The 24,053-nt window shown below is 59.5% G+C and carries 22 protein-coding genes; 17 read left to right on the forward strand and 5 right to left on the reverse strand.

Annotated elements, in window-relative coordinates:
* Positions 1 to 77: 77 nt before the first annotated feature.
* From AC2FPW_RS22495 to AC2FPW_RS22510, 4 genes are all read right to left on the reverse strand, one after another.
* Positions 78 to 920, reverse strand: coding sequence for a hypothetical protein (locus AC2FPW_RS22495; RefSeq protein ID WP_496815517.1), 843 nt, complete (start codon positions 918 to 920; stop codon positions 78 to 80).
* A 236-nt stretch (positions 921 to 1,156) separates the two neighbouring features.
* A complete protein-coding gene (locus tag AC2FPW_RS22500) occupies positions 1,157 to 1,753 on the reverse strand; it encodes a hypothetical protein (protein ID WP_496815547.1) in 597 nt (198 codons plus the stop codon).
* Positions 1,754 to 1,978: 225 nt separating this feature from the next.
* A complete protein-coding gene (locus AC2FPW_RS22505) occupies positions 1,979 to 2,644 on the reverse strand; it encodes a hypothetical protein (RefSeq protein ID WP_496815518.1) in 666 nt (221 codons plus the stop codon).
* Between the two features lie 24 nt (positions 2,645 to 2,668).
* Positions 2,669 to 3,910, reverse strand: a complete 1,242-nt coding sequence (locus AC2FPW_RS22510) for a helix-turn-helix transcriptional regulator (RefSeq protein ID WP_496815519.1) — start codon at positions 3,908 to 3,910, stop codon at positions 2,669 to 2,671.
* A 312-nt stretch (positions 3,911 to 4,222) separates the two neighbouring features.
* On the opposite strand from AC2FPW_RS22510, the gene AC2FPW_RS22515 reads away from it, so the two are divergent.
* From AC2FPW_RS22515 to AC2FPW_RS22525, 3 genes are read left to right on the forward strand one after another with little or no spacing between them, the layout of a single operon-like run.
* Entirely contained in the window at positions 4,223 to 7,507 is a 3,285-nt protein-coding gene (locus AC2FPW_RS22515) for a TM0106 family RecB-like putative nuclease (protein ID WP_496815520.1), read from the forward strand.
* Between the two features lie 5 nt (positions 7,508 to 7,512).
* Positions 7,513 to 10,734, forward strand: coding sequence for a DUF8426 domain-containing protein (locus AC2FPW_RS22520; RefSeq protein WP_496815522.1), 3,222 nt, complete (start codon positions 7,513 to 7,515; stop codon positions 10,732 to 10,734).
* Positions 10,734 to 12,041: an McrC family protein gene (locus AC2FPW_RS22525; RefSeq protein ID WP_496815524.1), complete on the forward strand. Its 1,308-nt coding sequence runs from the start codon at positions 10,734 to 10,736 to the stop codon at positions 12,039 to 12,041. Before AC2FPW_RS22520 ends, AC2FPW_RS22525 begins: the two co-directional genes overlap by 1 nt.
* Before the next feature lie 37 nt (positions 12,042 to 12,078).
* Here the strand turns inward: AC2FPW_RS22525 and AC2FPW_RS22530 are convergent, their stop codons facing one another.
* Positions 12,079 to 12,357, reverse strand: coding sequence for a hypothetical protein (locus tag AC2FPW_RS22530; protein WP_496815526.1), 279 nt, complete (start codon positions 12,355 to 12,357; stop codon positions 12,079 to 12,081).
* A 194-nt stretch (positions 12,358 to 12,551) separates the two neighbouring features.
* On the opposite strand from AC2FPW_RS22530, the gene AC2FPW_RS22535 reads away from it, so the two are divergent.
* From AC2FPW_RS22535 to AC2FPW_RS22600, 14 genes are read left to right on the forward strand one after another with little or no spacing between them, the layout of a single operon-like run.
* Entirely contained in the window at positions 12,552 to 12,878 is a 327-nt protein-coding gene (locus AC2FPW_RS22535) for a hypothetical protein (protein WP_010138156.1), read from the forward strand.
* A complete protein-coding gene (locus AC2FPW_RS22540) occupies positions 12,835 to 13,518 on the forward strand; it encodes a lytic transglycosylase domain-containing protein (RefSeq protein WP_496815528.1) in 684 nt (227 codons plus the stop codon). Before AC2FPW_RS22535 ends, AC2FPW_RS22540 begins: the two co-directional genes overlap by 44 nt.
* The gene (locus AC2FPW_RS22545) at positions 13,515 to 13,805 is read left to right on the forward strand and encodes a TrbC/VirB2 family protein (RefSeq protein WP_207077564.1); all 291 of its coding nucleotides are present in this window, start codon (positions 13,515 to 13,517) and stop codon (positions 13,803 to 13,805) included. The genes AC2FPW_RS22540 and AC2FPW_RS22545 overlap by 4 nt, the downstream gene beginning before the upstream one ends.
* A gap of 9 nt (positions 13,806 to 13,814) precedes the next feature.
* Positions 13,815 to 14,093 (forward strand): VirB3 family type IV secretion system protein, encoded by a 279-nt coding sequence (locus tag AC2FPW_RS22550; protein WP_009574151.1) that lies wholly within the window; start codon positions 13,815 to 13,817, stop codon positions 14,091 to 14,093.
* The gene (locus tag AC2FPW_RS22555) at positions 14,083 to 16,467 is read left to right on the forward strand and encodes a VirB4 family type IV secretion/conjugal transfer ATPase (RefSeq protein ID WP_496815530.1); all 2,385 of its coding nucleotides are present in this window, start codon (positions 14,083 to 14,085) and stop codon (positions 16,465 to 16,467) included. The genes AC2FPW_RS22550 and AC2FPW_RS22555 overlap by 11 nt, the downstream gene beginning before the upstream one ends.
* Entirely contained in the window at positions 16,464 to 16,679 is a 216-nt protein-coding gene (locus AC2FPW_RS22560) for a hypothetical protein (protein ID WP_496815532.1), read from the forward strand. The genes AC2FPW_RS22555 and AC2FPW_RS22560 overlap by 4 nt, the downstream gene beginning before the upstream one ends.
* Positions 16,680 to 16,683: 4 nt before the next feature.
* The gene (locus AC2FPW_RS22565) at positions 16,684 to 17,850 is read left to right on the forward strand and encodes a lytic transglycosylase domain-containing protein (RefSeq protein ID WP_496815533.1); all 1,167 of its coding nucleotides are present in this window, start codon (positions 16,684 to 16,686) and stop codon (positions 17,848 to 17,850) included.
* Positions 17,847 to 18,644, forward strand: a complete 798-nt coding sequence (locus tag AC2FPW_RS22570) for a type IV secretion system protein (protein ID WP_008336087.1) — start codon at positions 17,847 to 17,849, stop codon at positions 18,642 to 18,644. The genes AC2FPW_RS22565 and AC2FPW_RS22570 overlap by 4 nt, the downstream gene beginning before the upstream one ends.
* 14 nt (positions 18,645 to 18,658) lie before the next feature.
* The gene (locus AC2FPW_RS22575; protein ID WP_496815549.1) at positions 18,659 to 19,306 is read left to right on the forward strand and encodes a VirB8 family type IV secretion system protein; all 648 of its coding nucleotides are present in this window, start codon (positions 18,659 to 18,661) and stop codon (positions 19,304 to 19,306) included.
* Entirely contained in the window at positions 19,303 to 20,004 is a 702-nt protein-coding gene (locus AC2FPW_RS22580; protein ID WP_258093562.1) for a TrbG/VirB9 family P-type conjugative transfer protein, read from the forward strand. The genes AC2FPW_RS22575 and AC2FPW_RS22580 overlap by 4 nt, the downstream gene beginning before the upstream one ends.
* Complete coding sequence (locus AC2FPW_RS22585) at positions 20,001 to 21,326, forward strand: TraB/TrbI/VirB10 family type IV secretion system protein (RefSeq protein WP_496810156.1); 1,326 nt, start codon at positions 20,001 to 20,003, stop codon at positions 21,324 to 21,326. The genes AC2FPW_RS22580 and AC2FPW_RS22585 overlap by 4 nt, the downstream gene beginning before the upstream one ends.
* A 1-nt stretch (position 21,327) precedes the next feature.
* Entirely contained in the window at positions 21,328 to 22,362 is a 1,035-nt protein-coding gene (locus tag AC2FPW_RS22590; RefSeq protein ID WP_496815534.1) for an ATPase, T2SS/T4P/T4SS family, read from the forward strand.
* Positions 22,363 to 22,378: 16 nt separating this feature from the next.
* The gene (locus AC2FPW_RS22595; protein WP_496815536.1) at positions 22,379 to 22,798 is read left to right on the forward strand and encodes a hypothetical protein; all 420 of its coding nucleotides are present in this window, start codon (positions 22,379 to 22,381) and stop codon (positions 22,796 to 22,798) included.
* A complete protein-coding gene (locus tag AC2FPW_RS22600; protein ID WP_496810154.1) occupies positions 22,798 to 23,826 on the forward strand; it encodes a TrbL/VirB6 family protein in 1,029 nt (342 codons plus the stop codon). The genes AC2FPW_RS22595 and AC2FPW_RS22600 overlap by 1 nt, the downstream gene beginning before the upstream one ends.
* Positions 23,827 to 24,053 lie beyond the last annotated feature (227 nt).

Below are 24,053 nucleotides of genomic sequence, written 5' to 3' on the forward strand. Positions count from 1 at the left end.
ATGACACACATAAAATTCACTATCGGATATTGAATCTGTAGCGGGGTTTTCCCGGCTCCAAAGCTTGGCAAGCGAACCTACCTGGAAATTTCCCCTGCCAACACCGCTCGTCCGTGCACCGCCAAGGTTGCTGAGAACCTCTGGCACCCAAACTTGCGGATTACATCCAGTACTCGCGCTTCGTAGGCAGCGTGACCGATCAAACGACACAGGTCGGACGCGTGGAACTGGCGGTTCGCAGTTGGTGCGGCTTGCATCTGCTTCAGCAATTCGCGCTCTTTGGGGTCCGCTATTGGTCTCGCGGGCGGCTTGACCGCAGGACGAGTTGGAGTTCCCGACGAATTTCGCCACCGGCGCATGAAGCCAAGCAGGAAGCCGGCCGGCACCCTGCCGTTGCCTCGGGATCGGTTGAAGGCGAGGAAGCGATCCCAGATGACCTGGGTGTCGATGTTCCAGCAGGGCAACGTGGCCTTCGCCGCTTTGATGAGCTCTGCCCAACTGGTCTGAAAAACGTTCGAACTCGCGGTGATATCGATCAGCCCTGAGAAGATAGTTTTGTTATAATTATCTCTAGATAGTGATGTGTCGCCTTCACCTGACACGAGATCATGGGTTTCACTCTCCTCGTCGAAGGCGGAAAACCGAAAAATCCAGGGCGCGAACTTGCCATTCGGCTTCGCCCGCTCGAGCTGCAACTCCGACGTCTCAAGTTCGCTCAAAAGAACCGAAAGATATTGTCGTGAGACACCCATCTTCTCCGCCAGGGCCGAGAGGGTGAAGGCTGCCGTTCCGCGCGACAAACCGTTGTAGCCATCCTTCCAGGCGATGGCATCGAGGATGAGGGTGGCAAGCTTGTGCGCAGCAACTGAGAGATTTGTCTGCGTGATCCGTCGCAGGATCAGGCCGGTCGTAGGTTCCATGGTCGAGGTCTCCTTGGAGAACCGACGCCATGTCGTGAGACAACAACATTCTTGCCAGCAAAACAACTTTGCTGGTTGCAGGTGTTTTAGCGGTGCGCTAGGAAACTCTTGTTCACGGAGTTTTCTAGCACGGCGTCAGGCTTCACGGTCTGGCGTCGTCTCCTTTTCGGGGGTTTTGCACAGCCTTCCGTGCGGGGTTGTCAGGACGCGAGCGGTAAAACCGCGCGCAGATTTTGTCAGTAGCGAACCTCTTCAGAGCCATAGTTCCCGGCGTGATCGCGCCAGTCGACGAAGACGGAACGGTAGAAGTAGCTGCCGCATCCATTCGGGATGCTCAGTCCGGATGCGGCTGGCACTTGGCCCACGTTGGACTTTGTCCATCGGTAATCGCCCTGCACGCCGTAGGACCCCAACCGCGTGGTGTCGCTGCGATTGCAGTCGCCATCTCGGTTTTCATGCTGGCGGTACTGGATGTGATAAACGCGAATGCTACGCACGAAATCAAAGGCGTCGCCTGAGATGTCGATGTCGGCTTGCTCATCTGCTTGGACGCGAACAAGGGGGATCGGAGTTGATTCCTGCGGTTCGGGCGGATCGCGGAACGTGATGTCATAAAGGCGTTCCATAGGCGACATCGGACTGGGATCGTTGAGCGACACACCCATCGGACACCGCCAGATTTGTAAGGGCGGCTCGATCGGCCATGGCGTGATCCGCCGAATGAAGACCGCTCTGGCATGCGCGCAGGGCGCAGAGTCAGGCCAACCGCCCGCAAGGCAGAGGAGGATCGCACAATCCACCTGATAGGCCTGAGCCGGAGCTGACGAGGCCATTAGTCCGGATATGCTTATTGCCGTGGCTGTTGCAACGCCGTGGATCACGTGCTTCATGATGCCGACTCCATCTATAATGGTGCAGCGATACGAAACAACATTAATGATGGCAAGGAGATTTGATTGCTAGGCAGAGCGAAAGGTCCCCGCTAGCGGTACCTTTGCCGGAAGAAGGTCTATGCACGTGCGGGGTTCTGCTGTTAGCTCAGCAGGAACTGCGCGCAGCTACGAGACTACGGGGTAGAAAGGACGCCCCCAGTCTCCGCTCGGGTTATCCATCATCAGGTCAACAAAAACTGGCATCAGGAATGCAAGGATTGCCGCTCCATCGCGCACTTGCGCGCGATTAACTCCGCCGTTCCAAGTCGAACCGCCGTGCACGAGCTGGTTGCGCAGAACGTACAGACGGTCAAAGACAAAACTCAAAACTCTCGCTGTGTCTCCAGCCTGGAAAGCCTGTCCGAAGGCTCGGGCCGAAGCATTGAAACGCTCCTGCCAATCATCGAAGCCTTCGATTCCGTTGTGGTGTTGCCAGAACGGGCTGAAGACGTAGTGGTTCTCCAGGAGAAGACGAACTGGACCAGAGAAGCGCTGCCAAACGGCCTTGTAGATCCGTCGATCAGCATCCAGCTGTGTCAGCCGACCAAAGAACTCAAGGAACGTAGCGCGTTCACCTAGCGGGATAGACTGGAATTCTCGTTCGTCGGCGTAGGCTGCATTGAATGCGATCCAAAGAAATATGAACCGCGCGTCATCGTCTTCTTCACAGGCCTCGGCACGACCGATCCAACTGATTGCACGGTGGACACGAAGGCCCATGGTTTCGGGAAATGCCGAGCGAATGGCCCTCTGTTTTTCCTTCAGTGCTTGGAACGTCAAGCTGTCGTTCATAAAAATTCTCCTCGAAAAATCAGGTCAAGGCATCGCGGCAAAATCGGAGCGGCGATAGCCCTCGACCATGGCTCGCAACTCCGCCGGGGCGATGACTTCAACCTTGTCGCCCCATTGATACAGGTGCCAAACCATCTCAAGCCAGCCCGCTGCATGGAAACGGACGATAAGACTGCCATCTGGCTGGTGTTCCAATGTCTGTCTTGGATGAAACTGGAAGCCGGCTGCACGAGCGGCTGCGTCTGGCCTGAAGCGCCAGACCACTTCCCCGAATTGCGCCGGATCTTGCCAGACCCCAAAGGCGTGGGCTGCATAATCTGCAATGGTGAAGCCGTCCTGGAGCTTGAAGCTTTCATTCAAGGTTTCTGCTTCGTGTATAAGATCAATGCGGAAGTTTCGGACCTCATCTGCCTTTGCTGGGTCACGCGCGGCAAGATATGTCCTATGCCCCAGCAATACCCCATGCGGCTCCAAGATGCGTTTCTTCGTGTCCTGACTGTAGCGCACGCGTAACCGAAAGGGTCCGCGCAGCGCCTCGATAATTGCGTCAAGAATGTCGGGAGCGACACTGACACGGGGGCCGGGTCGTGTGACTTGGCCCATGGCCATCAGGACAGCCTCTGCATCCGCTTCGATGCGAGCTCGAGCCAGCACTCTTGCCAACATACCATCTCGAAGGTCCGCCAAGGCCTTTGCATGCCGCAGCCTGCCTTCTGCTTCGGCTGAACGAGCAGCGATCTCCAGTGCTTCGGCGCCAGTTTCATGCCGAAGTTGTAGCCGTGAGAGTCCAGTGTCGCGTAAGCACCAGCGTCGCTTCCGGTCCTCACCGTCTTCAGCCACGACATTTCCGAAGGTGGCCACCAAGGCATCGGTCATCCGCTGAGCTGTGCGATGAGAAACTGAAAACTCGTCACAGATGTCTTCGAGACTGACCCCGCTGCGGCGCGCGGCGGCCATCTGAGCAAGACGAATGAGATCTTGGGCCTTGGAAAAGGACATGGGCTGCTCTGGACCTGTCAGTTTTTGACACCCTTGCAGGCTATTTGTGTCATTGCGTCCTGTCGAGCCGATTCCGGTAAGGGTGATCACGGTGCGAGTTGAGAGGCTCGTCAGGCGCAGCAGAACACAGAGAGGGAAAAAACGATGCGTGGACGTGTGATCAAAATTGAACGGATTTGCTCTCGTGCCGGGGTGATTGAAGAGCCGGCGATCACCAGCAAAGGGTATCAGTTGGCGGACCCGGCGCATGGAAAGAACAAGCACCATGCTGAATTCGCAGTTTATGCCATTACGCTGGATGATGCGGCAAACTTAATCGCCAAAGGGTTCTCACTCTGGATGGGAGCAAAGGGCAAGCGCGCTTCCCTTATTGCGCCCAAAAGTCTTCGGATTGTTCGGGGCCAGGACAGCTTCGCCGCATAGCAGTATCCGCAGCGCGTCGTCGGCTGTAAAGCGTCAAGAATCAAATGTTTGCCAAGCACGACAGATATTGACACCCACCGATGTTATTGAAGAAGCTGCAAGCTAACGAGACGTTTCCGCTCCGAGGGTTGCGCTCATTGATGATTGCTGGAACCCATGCGGAAAATTGACAACAAAATCCTTTTTTCGGCGACTGACTTGATGCGGTTCATGGGATGTACCCATGCGACCGCCCTCGACTTATTGCGCCTTAGAGGCGAAGGGCCCACCCCGGGAGAAGACACAGAAGACGCCGCACTTCTGCAGAAGCAAGGAGATGCGCACGAGCTGGCGCATCTCGAACGTCTGAAGGCCGCGGGCAACAAAGTCGTGGAGATCGAACGGGGAAACATCGCCCAGGATTCCGAAACGACACGCGCGGCACTGCAAAGGGGTGCCGAGGTCGTCTTCCAAGGTGCATTTCTGTCCGGGAACTGGGGTGGATGGTCGGATTTTCTTTTGCGGGTGGATACGCCCTCGGCGCTTGGACCATTCAGTTACGAAGTGGCCGACACCAAACTGAAACGCCGACCGCATCCCAAGCATGTTCTGCAGCTCGTGCTCTACTCAGACCTTCTGACCGAAATTCAGGGTGTGCCTCCCGTGTTTGCGCATGTTGAACTCGGGACAGGTGAGCGTGCAACGCTGCGGCTGGCAGATTACGCACATTACGCTCGAGCAGCCCGTGCGCGGCTTGAGGCTTTCGTGGCGGAACCGGCCACCACTCGGCCCGTGCCTTGCGCCGACTGCGGACTGTGTCGTTGGGCAGATCACTGTGCCGATGTATGGGCGAAGGAGGACAGCCTCTTCAATGTGGCGAATGTCACGAAGGGCCAGGTCAAGAAGCTTGAAGCAGCTGGTATCAAGACCATGGCGGAGCTGGCGGCGCTCGCCCAACCAGTACGCGGCATGTCCGAGAACACTCGCTTGCGACTGGTCGCGCAGGCGCGTCTGCAGCATGACCGGAAGACTGGCGGACCAACGTTCGAATTGAGGGCGCCTGAACCTGGCAAAGGCTTTGACCTGCTGCCAGAACCAAAGCCTGGCGACGTCTTCTATGACATCGAAGGAGATCCACACTTCGAAGGCGGACTGGAATACCTGCACGGGCTCTGGTTTGACGGGCAATTTCTAGCGTTCTGGGCGCATGATCACAGGGCCGAGGCCCAAGCTTTGAGCGATTTACTGGCATTCTTCCGCGCAAGACTGGAAGAGCATCCTAAAGCGCGCATCTATCACTATGCCCCTTATGAAATTACGGCTCTCAAGCGGCTGACGACCAAATATGGAATCGGCGAAACCTTTCTCGATCGACTTCTACGCGAGCGCCGTTTTGTCGATCTGTTCGCCGTCGTGCGTGGAGGACTGATTGGTTCGGAGCCAAACTATTCGATCAAATCGATGGAAGCTTTTTACGACCGAAAGCGCGACGGAGAGGTCAAAACAGCGGGTGGTTCGGTCGTAGCATACGAAAGATGGCGCGAGATCGGCGATCAACACATCCTTGATGAAATCGAGGACTACAACCGTATTGACTGCATCTCGACCGAAGAGTTGCGAGACTGGCTGGTTGGCATCCGCCCGGCAGGACCGTGGCCATCGATTGGCGAAGACGCGGCTCCAAAAGAAGCTGAGGAAGACGGAGAGACAAGGGCGCTCCGCGAGCGGATTGCCGCTTCTGCTTTGCCGGATGAGCGGCAGGATCTACTGTTCAATCTGGGTCTTTTTCACAGGCGCGAGGTCAAACCTGCCCAATGGGCCGTTTTTGACAGCGCCGCGAAAGACGAAGATAACCTCATCGACGATTTGGACGCCCTAGCTGGGCTGGAAGCGATTTCCGCTGTCGAGCCGGTAAAGCGTTCGTTTGCACGCCGCTACCGCTTTCCAGTGCAAGAGACAAAACTGCGGCCAGGAAAGAAAGCCACCGTTCCTGTTTTCGATGGCGCCCCGGTCTCTGTCAATATCGAGGAGATGGACCGGAGAAGACGCGAGATTACGGTCAAGGTCGGACCGGGAAAAGGCCACCTTTTGGAGGATCGCCTCTCTCTCCACCCCGATTGGCCGCTTGATACCAAGGTCATCGCAGCGGCTCTGCAGGACGTCATCGCCGATCAATGCACGGTTAAGTCCTACCGGGCCGTAGATGATCTTCTATGCAGAGCGGCGCCGCGGCTGACTACTGGGGCGCTGTCGCCGGTTGAGGACCCAGTCATAGGCACGATTGATGCCGTCGGCGCGATGGATCAAACGGTTTTGCCTATTCAGGGCCCCCCGGGCACGGGCAAAACGTTCGTCACTGCCCGCGCGATCCTGTCTCTTGTCCGAAAAGGCGCGCGCGTAGGTGTCACATCGAACAGCCACGAGGCCATCCGCAACGTATTGATGGGGTGCCTAGGTGCGCTTGAAGACGAAGATCTGCCGATCACGCTGGATCTGATTCACAAGGTTTCCGGGTCCGACGATGGCTACCCAGACGATTGTCCAATTCAACGCACTACAGATAACGCCGAAGCCGCAAGTGGCGGTCATGTCGTGGGCGGAACTGCTTTCTTTTTTGCGCGGGAAGAGAATGTGCAGGCATACGACTGGCTGTTCGTTGATGAGGCGGGGCAGGTTGGCTTGGCCAACATGGCTGCCATGGGGCGCTCTGCAAAAAACATCGTGCTGGTTGGCGATCCGAGACAGCTTCCGCAAGTGATCCAAGGGGCACACCCTGAACCCGCAAATCTTTCCTGCCTGGACTGGATGCTGGGCGATCACGCAACAATTCCGCCTGACAGAGGGATTTTCCTTCCCGTCACGCGCCGGATGCATCCCGACGTCTGCCGTTTCATCTCCGATCAGGTCTACGAAGGTCGTTTGATCAGTCACGCAGATACGGTCCGCCGAGGCGTATCGGGAACCAGTTTCCCAGCTGCGGGTGCCTTTTGGGTGCCCGTGAACCATGAAGGCAATGCGCAGATCGCTTCCGAAGAGGTTGCCGCAATTCAGGACACGATTGACGACCTTCTGACGGGCACCTGGACTGAAAAAGACGGCACTGAGCGACCCATGCGCCGGTCTGACATCATTGTTGTGGCCCCCTACAACGCTCAGGTGAATGCCCTACAAGATGCACTTCCCGATGACATTCGGGTCGGGACGGTCGACAAGTTTCAGGGGCAGGAAGCACCTGTATGCCTTGTCTCAATGACGGCATCTTCTGCCGAAGAGACATCACGAGGCATGGAGTTTCTGTTTTCGCTCAACCGTATCAATGTGGCGGTGTCGCGTGCCAAGGGCCTGGCCTTGGTCTTCGGCTCACCGCGCTTGCGCGAGGCCAAGTGCGATACCGTGGAACAAATGCAGCTGATCAACACGCTATGCGCGCTGAAAAGCTATCAACCAGAATCAACGAGATAGGGAAAATGGACTGGAGCAGTTTCACAAACCGCATCTCCGAACTTGAAATAAAGCGAAAGCCCTCGGCTAATCGCCGTGCAGTGTTTGAAGTCATTCGGAACTCGAAACTGCGGCCGAACCCGGATTACGATGCAAGCCTCTATCTTGGCCCACTGATCGATCCGCAGGGTCGGCCGCTCTGTCTCGAGTATACGAACGATCGCCCAAACCTCTGGTTTCACGAGAGCCATGTGCCTGCTCTGCGCGATGCCGGCCTGGAACCCAGCAGGAAGCCGCCATCCGGAAGCGACAGTGAGGGTCGCCATCACGGGCTCAAGTCAAAAGGTTTCCACGATATCGATGCTTGGAAACTTGGTGACCTCGATCCCGACAGAGCCCGCGCAGCTCTGACCGCTCTTGGCTTTGCGGGAGACTTTCAACTCGACCCGACTGCCGTGAAGCGCTGGATAGATCGTCTGCAACACTTCTTTCCAAGCCTTGATCGCTTCGATCGCCCGGATCCAGATTTTGATGAAGCAGAACGAAACTACAAACTGGCAACGATCAACAAGCTGCGCCCGGCCCTAGAAAGCGCAGGCGATGACAGCTCGATTACAGAAGCCGTTTTCACCGCCGCGACCGACTCTAACAACCTTTTGGATTGGCGCACGAGCGAACCTCTAAGCCCAAAGAGCAATGCTGACCACGGACTTCTCGATCCCGCCGTTTCGTCGCTTGTACGTGCTGCACTTAGATCTCCGGAAGAACATGCGGCGGCGCTCGACATCTTCGCAGGCATTTGGAAAGAGGCCGTGCCGAAAGGCACGGAAGACGCGGCGAGGCAGATCGGCGAGTTCATTTTCTTTCATCTATGGCCAGATCAGGCAGTCTACATCCGGCATACCGTTCGACAGGATCTATGGCGCGAAGCAGTAGGAACACCATTCCCAAAGCATTCAACGCTTGCCGAAACCTACGCGGATGAGATGCGCTTTATGAAGGCAGTGCGTCAGGCATTCGAAGAGCGCGGCCTCGCACCTCGAGATATGATCGACATTCAAAGTGCGCTTTGGGTCGTCCATAACTATGCGATGGAGGAAGGCGCAAAGAGCCAGGTACTCGATCGAGCCCAGATTGAAGCCGCGATGGACGCATACGACAGCTACCGTGCGAACGGGGCTCATAGCGATATCTTTGGTGCCTTCGGTGAGCCACGCGACTATTGGGTCCGGTCATCGCGTGAGCGCGAAAACCGTGTATATCCGACCAAACCGCTAATTGGCTTCATTCTCGGCAAGACAGAACTAAACGGTGGCTGGGGACAGAAGGCGGATGCTGCTGCGCGTCTTCACAACGCCGGTTACATCATCGTCGACCAAAACGATCAGCCCACCGAGCGCCCTGAGCGGTACGAACACCTGATGGAAGGCGCTGACCGGATCAGGCTCTGCGCCCTGAACTATTTCATCGAACCTGCCCGGGAAAAGTCGGCCAGGGAGGTCTCCATCCGCGCAGGAGACCTTGCTACGGCAATCGGGTTGAAAGACGCGTTCCCGAACATCTGCCAGGCACTTGGCGGTGAAAAATTCCAGAAACTTGCGCAAGTACCACCGCCCACGAGCACCGAACCAAATCCAAGCAGTTCGACCGTTTTCACCTATACGCTAAATTCCCAACCGGAGGCGGACACCGTGACCGACACAAAAAAAGCGCCCTCGCCATCCGCCGTAAACTTGATCCTCTATGGCCCGCCGGGCACGGGCAAGACGTATCAGACGGCATGGGAGGCCGTCCGGCTGTGCTTGGGTGACGAGGCTACTGCTGCACTAAATGGACAAGATGGCCGAGCAGAGCTCATGAGCACGTACCGCAGCCTCGTGAGCGAGGGGCGCATCGAATTCGTGACTTTCCACCAGTCTATGTCCTACGAGGAGTTCATCGAGGGACTGCGACCGACTACGGATCAGTCCGAGGACAGCTCGGCGGGTACCGGGTTCCGGCTGGAGCCCGCACCCGGCATATTCAGGCGCATCTCGGAGCGTGCGGAGAAGGGCGTGCCGACAGTACCGCGAGAGAACGTCGTTTCCCTCGACGGGCGGCAGGTCTTCAAGATGTCGATCGCGCGCGCCAACGTGGCCGCGGAGGACTACCTGTTCGAGGAAGCCATCTCCGAGGGGCACACGCTCCTCGGCTGGGAGGACATCGACTTCTCCGACGACAGGTTTTCCGATGTCGAGGAGATACTGGAGGCTTGTCGTACTCATGGCGAGCGCGAAGGCGAGGTTACTCTCCAGTCGGGCCAAGTGAGCCAAGTGGACGTTTTCCGCAATCAGTTGGACGTGGGAGACATCATCGTTGTCACCAAGGGCAACCGACTGTTCCGGGCCATCGGCGAAATCACGGGGGAGTACCAATACCGACAGCGGGACAACCGGAAATACTGCCACAGGCGGTCCGTGCGATGGCTCTGGGTCGACAGAGATGGGGTTCCTGCCTCCGAGATCTACGATAGCAATTTCACCATGAAGTCGATCTATGCCCTCGATCGGGCCCGCCTCGATTCTGTTGCAATCGAAAGCTACATGAATAGCGGCGGCGAACCGATCCATCGGGAGGCAAGACCGCACGTCCTCATAATCGACGAGATCAACCGGGCAAACATCTCGAAGGTCTTCGGCGAGTTGATCACGCTTCTCGAGCCCGACAAGCGGCTCGGGACGGACAACGAGATCCGCCTCACGCTTCCCTATTCCAAGAAGTCCTTTGGCGTGCCTCAGAACCTCCATGTCATCGGTACGATGAACACGGCCGATCGCTCCATCGCGCTGTTGGACACGGCGCTACGCCGCCGGTTTTCTTTCAAGGAACTGATGCCCGACCCTTCAGTTTTGTCGGACAACGTTGATGGGGTCGATCTGCAAAAGCTGCTGTCTACGGTCAACGAGCGAATTGAGTATCTGTTCGACCGGGAGCATCAAATCGGGCACGCGTACTTCACAGGCTGCCAGACGCGGGCGGATATTGAGAGCGTCATGCGAGACAAGGTGATCCCTCTTCTGGCTGAGTATTTCTATGAGGACTGGTCCAAGGTCGCAGCTGTTCTTGGCGACTCTACTCACGGTCCCGCCCGCTTCCTCGATGCCAAACAAATTGCGGTACCCGGAGGCATGACTGAAGACGACTTTTCTAGCGAAAAACTGCGGTGGACGGTCAAAGACAAATTCGACTTCTCGGAGTTTGCGGCCTGATGTCGGCCTTCACCCTGCGCGAATGGGAAACGTTGCCCCACGGCGAAGGGGACGGCTGCATTCCCGATCATTTTGCCGAGCGTCTCGCGGCGCTCGCCAGAGCATCGACCTTTGCAGGAAGGGGTGGAGGCGGAGTGCTTGAGGATCGGCGCCATGAACTGCGGGCGCGTGGCGTTGTCGGGGTCCTGGCAACCGATGGCTGCAGCCTTGAAATTCTTCCCAAGATCGATGTCGAAGGGCAAGGAGGCGAAGCAAGAAAGAATGCTGCCATTCGCAAGCGTCTTGTTCACATGCTCGCAGTCGCACTGGACCTAAAAATCGAGACAGGCCAGATCACAGAGCTTGACTGGCAGCGCGAAACGCTTCTGGAAATTCTCATCCGTATTTTCTGCAGCAAGCTGACCGATGCCGTTCGTCGCGGCATGCCGCGGCGATATATTGTCCAAGAGGATGACCTTGCAGCGTTGCGCGGGACGCTCAATCTGCCTCGTCAATTTACTCGTCACACAGCGAACCCCTCACGGCTCGCTTGCAAATTTGATGAGCTGTCAGAAGACATCGCTCTGAACCGCATCATGAAAGCAACGGTCGCACATCTCTCCAGAATGTCGCGCAGTCCCGCCAATCAACAGCGTTTGCGCGAACTGGCTTTCGTCTACGCCGATATATCCGAAGTCGCTGTTCCTGCGCTGAAATGGTATGAGGTCATCATCGACCGGACAAACCGGGCGTGGCAGGAATTGTTCGGGATGGCGCAACTTTTTCTGCGCAATCGGTACCAAACGACGAGTGCCGGGGTGGGGCGGGGGACTGCACTCCTCTTTGAGATGAACGCACTTTTTGAGGAATATGTCGGCCGACTGATCACACGCGCTTTGGCACGCACGGAGTATCGGGTCTCTCTACAAGGCGGGAGACTATTCTGCCTGACATCGCTCGATGATGACCGCGCTGTGTTCCAGACGAAACCCGATATCCTGATCTGGCGTGCGGGGCAGGTTGTCCATGTGATCGACACGAAGTGGAAGCAGATTTCCTCCCGTATTGATGATCGAAAACAAGGAGTGTCCCAAGGCGACGTCTATCAGATGATGGCCTATGCGCACCTGTACAAAGCCCCGCGACTGACGCTGCTCTATCCGCATCACCAAGATCTTTCAGGATCGGAAGGTCTTCAGGCCCAGTTTCGGATATCAGGTCAGGAGACGATCATCGAGACGGCGAGCGTGGATGTCGCAGTTGGTGACGACATGATCGCCCGCTTGAAAAACATCATTGCGTTGGAGACTGACGGAGCGTTGGTCTAACGGTTGATTTCTACTGGCGGCACAAACCCGTAGTCGCTTACTCGAGAGCATTCAGGAACCTGGCGTAGTCATCACTGACCTCCCTCGCCTCACCAAAGGCGCGAGCGCGCTCGGCGTCGAGACAACGGAAGTAGTCCTGCACATCGGCAATGTAGGTCTCGAAATCGCTTCTGATCAGATCGGCGTAGGCACCCATGTCTTCTTGCGACTGAGGCAAGAACGGTCGTTCGGGAGGTACGCAATCTGCTGCCGCGGCTATCGGCATGCTTCCAAGCAGGAACGCGAACAGCAACGGTGCGTTGCGCGCAATAAACAAGCGCAGGGCAAAACTCCTTTGCCGCCTTTAAGATTATCATTCTGTCGGCTATCACCGTTATCGGAGCAAGGCGAACTTCGTCAACACGTTATTATTGTCTTGCTATCATTAATGTTGTTTTGTATCGCTCACGGTGTTGCGACCCCGTGGGCCTGATACTGCACCCAGGCAGAACAAGGACCCAAGGGAAGGCCATGATAGAAGAAGCCCCGAATGTGGTTACAGAAGACGGACTGCGCGGCTTGCTCGCCGAGGGCTACCTCATTGAGGTGGTCTGCAAGGAGAGAGCAGAGAAGCGCCATAACAGCTGGTACGGCTCGTGGGTCATCCGCGCCGTCGCCACTGATGGGCGTGACGATAAGATGCTCGTCACCAGCCGAAGCGTCCTCAAGCTCCGCGACTTCAAAACCATCGTTGGCCTTGTCAGTTTCCTGGCCGACATGGGCTGTACGACCGCTAGCATCCCACTTGAAGAAGGTGGCCGCGAGCGCCACGCCGCGCCTCCGGTCAAAGGCAGCTGACCGCGCGACTGCGCTCGTCGTTGCTTTGGGTACAGGCGTTTGTTCCGCGCCCCCGGCCCTGGCCGACGGTTTCATCTTCTCGGTTGGCCGAGACGGCCAATTGATTTCCACTTCTCAAGAGGCAAACGGGCGTCTTTTTCTCTTCGCAGAACCTCGCGTTCCTGACGCAACGAGCGAGACAGCGATCCCGGCTCGATCTGCCGCCCGCGCCACCCCAGAAATCCTCCATGCGATCGAGACCACGGCTCTACGGTATGCCGGGCATGGTGCACTGCGTCGCGCACGGCTTTCAGTCACTGATTGGGCGCTCCTTTACCGAGCCAATATCGAAGTCGAGAGCGCATACAATCCCGCAGCGCGTAGCCCTGTCGGTGCCATAGGCCTTGGGCAGCTTATGCCAGACACCGCCCGCGACCTCGGCGTGGACCCACATGACATTGCGCAGAACCTCGACGGATCAGCCCGCTACCTGCTGATGATGCTCGACCAGTTCGGCGAAGGCTCTCTGGCCCTTGCGGCCTACAACGCTGGTCCGGAGGCGGTCACGCGCCACGGCGGCATTCCCCCTTTCCGCGAAACCCAAGGGCATGTGGCCCGTGTGACTGCCGTGTTTGAGCGGCTCAGAGGAGATCTTTCATGACATCGAGACCTTCGATCGTCGCGCTCAGCGCGATGGCCCTTATCGTGCTGGCGGGTCCAGCGCTTGCACAGAGCATCGACCTCTCGCCGGTACAGACCCTGCTTCAAGGAATTGTCGATGCGATCACCGGCCCCTTGGGCATCGTGATTGGCACGCTCGCACTGATCGGGGTGTTCCTTTCTTGGCTCTTTGGCATCCTCGACTTTCGTCAGGCGCTCTGGGTCGTGGTTGCAATCGCCGGCATCGCCGCAGCACCCACCATCGTCGCCGCCATCTGGACAACCTGAGCTCCATCCATGGCTGACCAGTCCCGCGTGTTCATCGGTCTTCTCAGGCCACCCAAGCTGATGGGCTTGCCGATCATGTACGCCATGGTCTGGCTCTTCGGCTCGACGCTTCTGTTCCTCTGGGTGCAGAGCTGGGTGGTGGCTGTGTTCGCGGGGCTGGCCTGGCCGGCGCTCTGGAAGGCCGCAGACTGGGATCCGAACTTCCTCGATGTCCTGGTGATCACCCTGCAGGAAACCCCGCCCACGACGAACCGCAAGCTGCACGGAGGCGACAGCTATGCCCCGTGATGGAATTGCCGATGAGGTTGAGAACGCCATCGATCCACTGACCGCGCTACCGTCATGGGTCAAGGGCGAGAAGCGGCTCTCAATGATGCTGCCTTATGTGAGCCTCGTGACCGACCGAACGATCCGGACACGCGGCAACGAACTGATGCAGTGCATCCGCCTCGAAGGGGTGAACAGCACCACGAGCGAGGACGGGCATCTCGACCGGATCGGAGGGTTGCTGGCTGGCATCGTCGCGCAGGTGGGGACGGAGTTCTCCTTCTACCTGCACAAGGTCTCGAAAGCGGTCGATGTGACCCTGCCGCCCATTCCGGGCGAGGGGTTTGCTGCCGCCGTCGACAAACGATGGCACGCGCATCTCGGCCGCGCGGGTTTGCGCGACAAGACGCTGACCCTGACCGTGCTGAAGCGACCTGAGACCGGCAGCCGCTTGCCGTTCGGACTTGGGGCGTCTCGCTCGCGACATGCGGCCGACACCACCCGCCGCTTGCGCAAGCTCGACGAGGTTGTGGGCTTTCTGCTGTCCTCCTTCGATGAGCTGAAGCCCCGCCTGCTGGCCGCAAGCACCGGCGAGCTTCTGGGCTTCCTCGGTTCACTCAACACGGGCGAGGAGCACCCGCTCTTCCCCCGGTCGCGCATCGGTGTGATCGCCGAGGACGTAGCCAATACGCGCGTCACCTTCCGCGGCACGACCATCGCACTCTCGGACGGTGCCGTCGGCGACAAGCTCGGGGCGATCTTTGCGGTGAAGAACTACCCGGCCAAGACCGATAGCCTGATGCTCGACGAGTTGAATCTGCCCGTCGACATGGTGGTCACGCACTCTTTTGTGCCGATCAACGCCAACATCATGGCGGGCCGGATCAAGCGGCAACTGCGGCTAATGCAGGCCGCCAATGACGGAGCCGTCAGTCTCGCCCAGGAACTGGAACTCGCGCAGGACGATCTGGAATCCAAACGCCTGATCTTCGGCGAGCACCACATGACCGTGGCCGTCTATGCCCGCACCCAGACGGCGCTTGACGACATCGCGGCCGAAATCCGCAACATCTCCGCCACTTCCGGGATCAACCTGATCTCGGAAGCCTTCGGGGCGCGGGCGCATTTCATGGCGCAGCATCCCGGGAACATAGGGGCGCGCAGCCGCAAGGCCGCAATCACGAACCACAACTTCGCCGATCTCGCTACCTTCCACCGCACCCCGCTCGGAAAGACAGGGCGGGAAGTCCCCTGGGGCGTGCCGATCACGCTCTTTCCGACGCCCGAGCGCAGTGGTTTTCGCTTCAACTTCCACGAACAGGGCGCGCCGGATCGCGAGCCCACGGGAGGCCACACGCTGATCCTCGGCCGTCCCGGCTCCGGCAAATCCGTCCTGGCGGCTTTCCTGATGACCATGGCACGGCGGGCAGGTGCGCGGGTCTTCGTATTCGACTATCGCGCGGGCATGGAGATGGCCGTCCGCGCGCTCGGCGGCAGCTATTCGACCGTGCGGGCCGGACGGCCCACGGGCCTCAATCCGCTCCAGACCGAGATCGACATGCGGGGCCAGGCATGGCTTGCTGATTGGCTCGCGAGCCTCTTGGAGCGGCGCGATCGACCGCTGACCCCTATTCAGACCAACCGGCTGCAGGAGGTCGTGCGCCAGAACGCGAGCGCAGGACATGCTACCTTGCGAAACTGGTCGGATTTCGCCTCGCTGCTGGTCTCGACGGACGACGAGGGCGATCTCTACGAACGCATGCAGGAATGGACAGCCGAGGGTCGCTACGGCTGGATCTTCGGGGCCAATGCCGAGGACAGTTTCAGCATCGATGGAGACGTCGCGGGCTTTGACCTCACCGGCATCCTCGATTCCGAGAGCGAGCGGGAACGCATGGCGGTCCTGTCCTACCTCTTCCGCCGGGTCGAGCGGGTGATCGAGGACCGCAAGCCCACCATCATCGTCATCGACGAGGCATGGAAAGCCCTCGACAACGCCTACTTCGCGGAGCGACTCAGCAACTGGCTGGTGACCGCCCGCAAGCAGAACGCCGTCGTCGTGATGATGACGCAATATGCCAGCCAGCTCGAGCGCACGCGCACCGGCAAGACCATCGTGGAAGCTGTGCCAACCCAGGTGCTCTTGCCCAACATTCGTGCTTCCGCCGCTGACTACGCGATGCTCGGCCTGACCGAGAAAGAGCTCGACGTGCTTCTAGGCGTCGGCTCGGCCTCGCGGCTCGCGCTTGTACGCGACGACCGTGGTTCCGTCGTGATCGATGCCGATCTCAGCGCGCTCGGCCCGCTCGTGACCATCCTTGGCGGAATGGAGAAGGGCGAAGCGCTTGTCGGCGCCGATTATCGCGAACGTCATGATTTCTGGAGAGTGACATGACCCGTACCATCATTCGCAGCGTCGTACTGCTCGGGCTCGGCCTGACCCTGACAGCCTGTGCGCAGCATAACCCCCCGCAAGCCAACTGCTTCAATTTTCGCGAGGCTCCTGCGCAGGCAGGAACCGCCACCGCCACGATCTCGACCATGGGGGCGGAGGTTACGCGCCGCGACACGGCCTGCGATTTTGTCCTCTTGGGGGCGAGCGGCTAAGCCAATGCGGACCTGGCTTCCTCTCTCAATGATCGGTTTTGCGCTGGCAGGTCCCACGGCGGGGCCAGCGATCGCCCAGGGCGTGCCGACCTTCGACCTGCGCCTCTTCGCGGAGCGGCAGGCCATCCTTGAGCAGACCGATCGTGACCTGGCACTGCAGCAGGACCAGCTAAGCCGCGAGGAGGAACTGGCCGAAATCGAGCGCCAGCAACTCGCCTCCCTCGAAGGGCTGATGGATGCCATGTCGCTTGGCGCTGGAGACGTGGCCGGAACCGTGGCGGGGCTCGAGGCGGGGCAGGGGGCGGTAGACAACGTCGAAAGCGCGGCCGCCAGTCTTTATGCGCCCGAGGACGCCAATCCAGCGGCAGCGCGGATGTTCGGCGATGCCCGGGAGGGGATCGAGGAGCTGATCATCCGCGCGGCACGCGACACCCATAGTCTGTCCGGGGTCGGCCGCGCAGGTCTTTCGCTCGTGCAATGGCGCTGTCTCTTGCAGGCGCTGATCTGGCAGGAAAGCCGTTTCCAGATCGGGGCACGCTCACCCGTGGGGGCCTTCGGACTTACCCAGATCATGCCCGGTACCGCGGGCGATCTCGGGATCTACCCGGCCTATTACGACGATCCCTATCTGCAGGTCACCGGCGGTGCGCGATACCTCGCACAAATGCTGAACATGTTCGATGGCAACATTATCCATGCGCTCGCCGCCTATAACGCCGGGCCGGGCAATGTGCAGGATTATGGCGGTGTGCCGCCTTTCGCGGAAACCCAGCATTATGTCGTGGTGATCCCGCAGCAGTACAACAGCTACCTCGCGGCCATAGGCGGCATCGATGCGCTCGGCACCATCGACCCTGTGCTCCTCGCCAACGCGAGTTTCAGCCTCTCGGCCCATGGCGCCGGGGTCTATGGCGATTATTCGCTGGTTTCGGTCCGGGCCGCAGCCCTGCGGGTTCAGGACATCATCACCCGCATCGGTGAGACCGAGGATCTCCACGAGGCCATCGCGCTCAACACCTATGCCCGGGCCGAACTGGCCCGGCTGGTCGCAATCCGGACCCGGATCAAGGCCGCCCGAACCGAGCCACTCAGTGCGGAACAGATCGCCTTGGCGGCGGCCCAGGCTGCCGAGCGGCAATTCATGGATTTCAGTCAGGAGGATCTGCGTTGAACCTGCGCCTGCCCCGTTCCCTTTTCGCCGGTAGCATTGCTCTCGCGCTCGCCCTCAATGTCACCGGACCTGCCGCGGCACAGGGTGTGCCCACGGTGGACACTCAGAACATTGCTCAGGAGATCCGCCAGCTCCAACAGATGCTGCAGGATTTCGGGATCCAAACGGATCTTCTGGACAATGCGTTGGAGCAACTGGACATGCTGCAAAGCCAACTCGATCAGCTGAACGAGATGTATGCCTCGCTCACCGGGCCGCGCAGCATCCTCGGACTTGCCATGGGCGGGGACCTCGACACCTTGCTTGAGGCCAACTTCGAAGACATCCCCGGCCTGATCCGAGGCATCCAGGCGGGCGATTGGAGCGCTCTCATCGGGCCCAATGCCGGGCCCATGCGCACGCAGATGGAACAGGCGCTGGCAAGCGCCGGGTTCGACGAGGATTCACTCCGCGAGATCGCCACCAGCGGCAATCCGGGCGCCGAAGGCGTGGCTACGCGGGCAACCACAGGTGCTGTGATGTCGGCGGCGGCGCAGAACAGCCACGCAGAGGCGGAACAGTCGCTCGAACGGGTGGAACGTCTGGTCGAGATGATCCCGGACATGGAAGATCTCAAAGCCTCGATGGATCATAACACACGCGTCACGGCGGAACTCGCCATCGCCATGACCCGGATGTGGGAGCTGGAAGCGATCCAGACCCTCGGCGCAGGCAATGCAGGCGTGGTTGATGCCGCCACCGTCGCCGAAGAACGTCGTTACATGGACTTCACCTTGCCGGACCTTGAGCCATGAGTGGGGCAGGGGTGATGACTGCGCGCGAGCTGGTGGAAGAGGAACTTGTCTACGGTGCTCTGCGCCGGGAACAGCTTTGGCGGATGATCGGCATTTCCGGGGCAGGCTTTGGCGTATTCGGCTGTTTGACGGCTGCGGCTGTCGCGCTGATGGTCGAGACGCCGCCTCCCGTGGTTGTGCCCTACGATCCCGCGACCGGGATGGCGCTCCCCAATGCCACGGTTGAAACCGTGTCGCTCGCCGAACGGCCTGCCGTGATCGAAGCGCAAATCTACCGCTACATTCTCGACCGCGAGACCTACAACCAGCTCGACAACGATCTTCGTGTCCGCCGTGTCCTGGCACAGTCTTCCGGATCGGCCGAAGCCAACATGCGCGCGATGTGGACATCGGGGCAGGACAGCTATCCGCCGACGCGTTACGGGGCTGCGGCCGAGATGGCCGTTGAGATCGCATCGATCACCCTTATTGGCGATAACCGCGCCCAGGTGCGGCTCAGAAAGCGCCTGACAAGCCCGCAAGGGGTACAGGATGGATCGTTCACTGCCACGTTGATGTTCGAATTCCGGCCCGAGCGGACCCGCGCGATCGACGATGTCTGGCAAAACCCTTTCGGTTTCATCGTCACCCAATATGCCATCCGATCGGACCGTTCCGAATGACTCGCACTCCAATCTCTGCGCTGCTGGCCGCCAGTATTCTCGCGTTCGCGGGAACGACTGCCTTGGCCGAAACCACGCCCCGCCCAGGTTCTCATGACAATCGCGTGCGCGTGGCGACCTGGACTGAAGGCCAGGTTTACCGTGTCGTCACGACTCTGACCCGCGTCACCACAGTCGAATTCGGTGAGGGTGAAACCATCCGCTCGATCATCGCCGGCGATACGGTCGGGTTTCAATTCGACGGTGTCCCGGGTGGCCGTGCCTTCGCCATCAAGCCGACAGCATCTGGCGTCGCCACCAACATCACCGTCTACACCAACCGTCGCTCCTACTACTTCCATGTCGTCGAAGCCCGGGAGACGCCGCATTATGTCGTGCAGTTCCGCTATCCTGAAAACCGCGTGCAACCCACCAGGGCGGTTGCGGCCGATGCGCCGAACGCGAACTATGCGGTCAGCGCCCGAGAAGAGTTCACGCCGACGGCCATCTGGGATGATGGTACCTTCACGTATTTCCGGTTCGCACGGAATGCGCCGGTGCCCGCCATCTTCCGATATTCGAACGGCAGGGAACGCGCGGTGAACAGCCAGGCCTTGAGTGACGGCGTCATCCGCGTGTCCGGCGTCGACCGACAATGGGTCCTTCGCCTTGGCGAAGAGGTGGTTTGCGTCCAGGACGCAGGGCAGGCCACATCATGACCGAAGGTACGGAAGACCTCGCCGCGCGCCTCGCGGCTCTCGAAGGCTCGACAGGCAAAGCGAAGGCAAGCAAGCGGCCTGCGCCGCTTGCCGCGATCCTTGGGGTCGTCGGCATCGCGGCAGCAGGCGGTCTGGCATGGGCTGCCCTGCAGCCGTCAGCAGAAGCACCAATGGCGACCGCCGCGCCGGAGGAGTTCCAGACCAGCGGCCCCGGATTCGGAGATCTGGCGCCGATTTCTGCCCCGCAGCCCAGCCAAGCCCCGCCTGCGGACACAGGTCCGAGCGAGTCGGAACTCGCGCTGATGGAAAGTCTTGCGACATTGAGAGCGGAACTCGAGGACCTGCGCGCAAGACCGGCCGAGGCCGCGGATAGCGGGGCGGAGCAGGCGATTGCGGACCTGACGGCGCAAATTGCCACCTTACAGGAAGCATCCGCCGAGGCTCAGCGTGCCCTCGAGCGGCAGCTGACAGAGCGGGATCGCGAATTGGATCAGCTCCGAATGGACTTGGAACTTGCAAGGCTTGCGCCACCAGAGCCGACCTCATTGGGACCAAGTGAAGAAGAATTGCGGCTGGCCGAACTCGAAAGGCGGCGCGCAGCCGAAGCCGAGGCCCGCGCAGAGCGTATCGCGTCTCCTATGATCGCGTTCTCCGGGATGGGCGCGGGTGCGGATAGGGAGAACACGCTGGAAGCCGCACGTTTGAATGCAGATGAAGCCTTTGTTCGTTCGGGCGCGCAACCTGCACAGGTGACACGTGCCGAAGTGATCGCGAACCCATCGAACACGGTTGTTCAGGGCACCATGATTCAGGCTGTGACAGAGACGGCCCTCGACAGCACACTGCCCGGCGCGATCCGCGCCATCGTCTCGGAAGACGTCCATTCTTTCGATGGAACGCGTATCCTGATCCCGCGCGGCGCGCGGCTGATCGGGCGCTACCGCTCCGATGTCGCACTCGCCCAATCGCGCGTCATGGTGGCATGGGACCGGATCATCTTGCCCGATAATCAGACCGTGCAGATCAGCGCCTTCGGTGGAGACGAACTCGGCCGTACTGGCACCACCGGGTTTGTCGACACCCGTTTCGCGCAACGCTTCGGCTCCGCCGCGCTGATCTCCTTGATCGGCGCCCTGCCTGCGGCTGCAGCGGGTCAAATCGACAGCGAGGCGGCGGCCGATGTTGCGAGTGATGTCGGCACCGACCTGCGCGATAGCACGCAAAGCGTGATGCAGGACTATCTGGCGATCCGGCCAGTGATACATGTCGATCAGGGTACACGGATCACGGTCATGGTTGATCGTGACCTCGAGATTTTCTGACATGGCTGCAAGTTATCTGGAAGCGTCGCTCGACCGTTTCGGCCCCGAGGTCCTGCGCGACGACACGATCGAGATCTGCATCAATCCCGACGGACAAGTCTGGGGCGAATTCCAGGGCGATCACTTCATGCGAGGTCTCGGCAGCCCGCTGAGCCAGACCGAGATCAAGGACCTCGGCAACCAGATCGCCTCCGCCGCCTCGACCACGCTAAGCACCAAGAAGCCTATCGTCTCGGTCTCGATCCTATATCGAGATCGCCCGATCCGCGCGCAGGTGATCCAGCCGCCGGCAGTCGAGGGCGGGTTTTCAATATCACTGCGGTTTTTCTCCTCCCTGCCGCTAGAGGCGATCCGGCTCGGATTTCTCTATGGCAAGGAGCGCAGCCTCGAAGGCCTGCGCCGCGAACGTAACGCCGCACTGCGCGATGTGGTGACATCCGGCGACATCGGCGCCGCGCTGCGGTTTTGCGTCGAGAACAAGCTCAACATGATCGTCTCGGGTGGCACGTCGACCGGCAAGACGGTTGCGGCGCGCAAGATCCTTTCGCTGATTCCGCCCGAAGAGCGGATCATCACCATCGAGGAGGCGGCCGAGCTGCGCCCCGAGCAGCCCAATGCCGTGACGTTGATCGCGGACCGGGACACGGATGCCCGCAGTGCCGATGTGCTCTTGGCCTCAACGCTTCGCATGCGACCCGACCGGATTGTCCTAGGCGAAGTCCGCGGTCGCGAGGCGATGACGTTTCTCGAGGCAATCAATACCGGCCACGGTGGATCGCTGACTACGCTCCATGCCGAGACCCCACAACTTGCTGTTCGTCGCCTCGCCATCGCCGCCCTCAAAACGGATGTGCCGATGACCTATGCCGACATGATCGATTATATTGAGGGCTCGATCGACGTGATCATTCAGGCAGGCCGCCATGAAGGCGCGCGCGGAATCACCGAGTTCTTCCTGCCGGGTCAAACCACAGATTTGAACCTCGACACGGTCGACGGCAGAGTCAACAAGAGCCCCTCCGTTGCCGCTGAGTAAAAAAGGACCCCCCCAGATGCGAAAACCAATTCTCGCACTCATGCTTGCCGCCTTGGCGGGCCCCCTTGTGGCGCAGACTTCGCCTCCGATCTCAAACGATCTCACGGTCGATATGTCGCCTCAACAATACCGGATCTGCAACGATCGTCCGGCGCGCCCGACCTGGATGGACGAAATCAATCCGAGGGAGGCCTACAAGGCGCGGACCTTGATGGATCTCTATGAACTGAGGTCATGGCAGGCAATCAAGGAAACTGGTGATTGCGACTGTGACGTTCGCTTCCCGGCTTGGGACGCCCCGTCAGCTGAATACGAAGAACGGTTCCAAGCGATGTCCCAGGCTGAACAAACCCAAGCCCGCCGTTCAATCGCTGAACAGCGAGATAATATTTCAAGAGAGGTTCAGGACCTCTGCGAAGCGCAAGATAACTGGTAATGGGTGTCGTCAGCTGGATGGTCGGAACCGCAGACGCGTTCCTTGTCGATGCGGCCGAGTCCCAGTTCGGGGCAGTGGCCAGCAATACCGGCACGATCGTCCTGCTGATGGTTACGCTTTCGTTGATCGGCGTCTGCATCAACATGGCCTTCCAATTCCGCAGCATGGATGGGGCCAGCTTCTTCTGGTACCTGATAAAGCTGACTTTGATTGGCCTGTTCGCCTTCAACTGGGCCAACTTCAACGCGGTTGCGAATGCCGTCATTGGTGGGCTTGACTATGTTGCGGGCGCTCTCATCTCATCAGTCGGTGGCGGCGGAGCGGGCGCTACCTATTTTGCCTCTGAATTTGATGATCTCATCACAAAGTTCAGCCAATACCTGAACGCGATCGGCAACAACCTGAACTGGATGACCGGCGCGATCCTCGGAGGCATTGGCCTGGTGCTGCTGAGCCTCCTTGGCTTCATGACCGGCATCGTGCTCATATTCGCCAAGATGATGCTGACCCTCATGCTTGGTCTCGCTCCGATCATGATCGCTCTGTCGCTCTTCGACGCGACCAAGGATTTCTTCCATAGGTGGGTCTCGACGACGGTCAGCTATGCTTTCTACCCCATCGTCATCGCAGCGATGTTTTCGACCGTCGTCGGCATGGCGAATTCGCTGCTGGCCCAACTCGGTGACCCAAACTCGGCAACCAACATCGGCGCGCTCGTACCGTTCTTCGTCATGGTCTTTCTGGCGAAGGGTTTCGTCGCAGCAACACCCCTGATCGTGCGCGGTATCTCGGGTAACCTGATGGTTGCAGCCGCGCCCGCCGTTGTCGCCGGATCGACTGGGATCATGCGAGGGCTCTTCAATACCGCCGGCGTCAAGGGCAGGTCGCGGATCGGTGCATTGACCACTGGAGAGGTGCTTGGGCGAGGTGTGGTTCAGACCCCAGCAGCTGTCCGGGCAACAGTTGCAACTGCCGGCACACAGGTGACTAGGATGGCCGAACGCGCAAAGCGCTTGGTTGGTAGCTAGGGGTGGCCGACACTAGGCAGAATGCAAAGTTTCATTGAAAGCACCTTCTGCCGATGAGCGTCACACACATCGAAAGCCGCTCGTGGCACAATCCTGCAATCACCCCCAAGACGTTCTGGCGTTTTGGTGTCGCCTTGATCTTCCAAGGCGTTAAAATCATTGTCAATTTTCACCCAACTTGTTCGCGAACCCAAAGATTTCGAGTGGGCTCAATCGATCAACAGGCG

Source organism: Ruegeria sp. SATB027 (genome assembly GCF_059613825.1).